Below are 1,265 nucleotides of genomic sequence, written 5' to 3' on the forward strand. Positions count from 1 at the left end.
CCAGAATGCTGCGGGTTCGAGGCTTGATCCACCCGACTTCGGCCGTTTGCGCGACGACAGACACCGCTCGGGGCGAAAAACGCTTGCCCAGCGAGCAAAATCAGGCGATCTTGAAGTCAAGCGGCAGGCCACTTGGGGAATGTCGGCTCATACCATTCGCGAATGGTTCTGGTCAGGTTTGAAAGTGCAAGGCCGCGGCTCATGCGTATATCAAGCGACGCAAACTCCTCAGTAAACCTTGCTGTATCTTCCCCGGAAGGTATGAACTCAAAACGCCCACCGGAATACTCATCATTCGGATCATAGCCGACAGTGCGCCAACTGCCTATGACTTCCCCATCGCGAGTGATCACGTCACCCTGCGCAAGTCCGGGGTCGTACCCGCCATGTATCCACTCATCGTGGCCGATGAAGTTAATTGGGTAGATCAGTTCCATCGCTCATAATCTCCTTCATTCAACCATTGGCTGATTTCACATTATCGGTGATTGCAGCGCGGGGTTTCGAACAGCTTCACAGAAGCTTCGCAAAAGATTGGCGTCGGACATCAATTGACTGCGTAACCGACGTGGAAGCTCGAGCTGCACACCCTGTCCGGAGCGCGTTCGATTACAGATGTTTTTTTCTTCTGTACCTGGTAGCCGATTGTTGAGCGCGGCCTCAAACCCTGCGTCGCGTAACGAAACTCCGATAGCGTCACGCAGGCGGTCGGCGCGACCACCCAGCCAGACCGCATTGTTCCCCTCGTCTCGCCTTCCATGGATCGCAATTGACATCAAACATCTGTTGACGAGTGCCACTCCTTTGGGTTCGTCAAAACGGTGTGACGTTATGTGAAAATGGCCGTGAGGAGCGTTTTTTAATGACTCGAAGGCGTAGAAGGAAAAGACGGACCCGGCAATTGCTTCAGCGATCTCTGAGGTCCCGGGTTCAATCCATCCGCCGTGGGGCGCCAAGATTCCTATCTCTGAGCCACGATCTACTACTCGAATACGGTAGTCGATATCGGGCTTCTCGTTGGCGGCAAGATCGACGAAGGATGTGTAGCGGTCGGGCATGGTCCACCTTTCGTAGAAACGAAATCGCGCATCAGACAAACATGGGACCCAGGTTAGCTGAGTGAAAGTCGGTGTCTTTGGCGCGATTTTGGGTAGAGACGTGGTCGCTGTGTTCGGTAATGAGTAGTACGCCCACATTCTCCAAGTAAGTCGCTGATTTCGCTGTCGTAATCGTGATATTTCGCATATAAATCATGGCGTTGACGG

General features: G+C 53.4%; 2 protein-coding genes. Both read right to left on the bottom strand.

The features are described from left to right. Window positions 1–116: 116 nt before the first annotated feature. Window positions 117–437 carry a hypothetical protein gene (locus tag G5V65_RS21870; protein ID WP_165054733.1) on the bottom strand — a complete coding sequence of 107 codons (321 nt, stop codon included), beginning with the start codon at window positions 435–437 and terminating at the stop codon, window positions 117–119. A 36-nt stretch (window positions 438–473) separates the two neighbouring features. Then, window positions 474–1,058 (bottom strand): poly-gamma-glutamate hydrolase family protein, encoded by a 585-nt coding sequence (locus G5V65_RS21875; protein ID WP_165054736.1) that lies wholly within the window; start codon window positions 1,056–1,058, stop codon window positions 474–476. Window positions 1,059–1,265 lie beyond the last annotated feature (207 nt).

The sequence above is a fragment of the Paragemmobacter kunshanensis genome (genome assembly GCF_011059185.1).
GTDB classification, from domain to species: Bacteria; Pseudomonadota; Alphaproteobacteria; order Rhodobacterales; family Rhodobacteraceae; genus Paragemmobacter; species Paragemmobacter kunshanensis.

Coding starts and splice junctions, on each gene's coding strand:
- G5V65_RS21870 (WP_165054733.1), bottom strand. CDS start 437: ATGGAACTGATCTACCCAATTAACTTCATCGGCCACGATGAGTGGATA.
- G5V65_RS21875 (WP_165054736.1), bottom strand. CDS start 1,058: ATGCCCGACCGCTACACATCCTTCGTCGATCTTGCCGCCAACGAGAAG.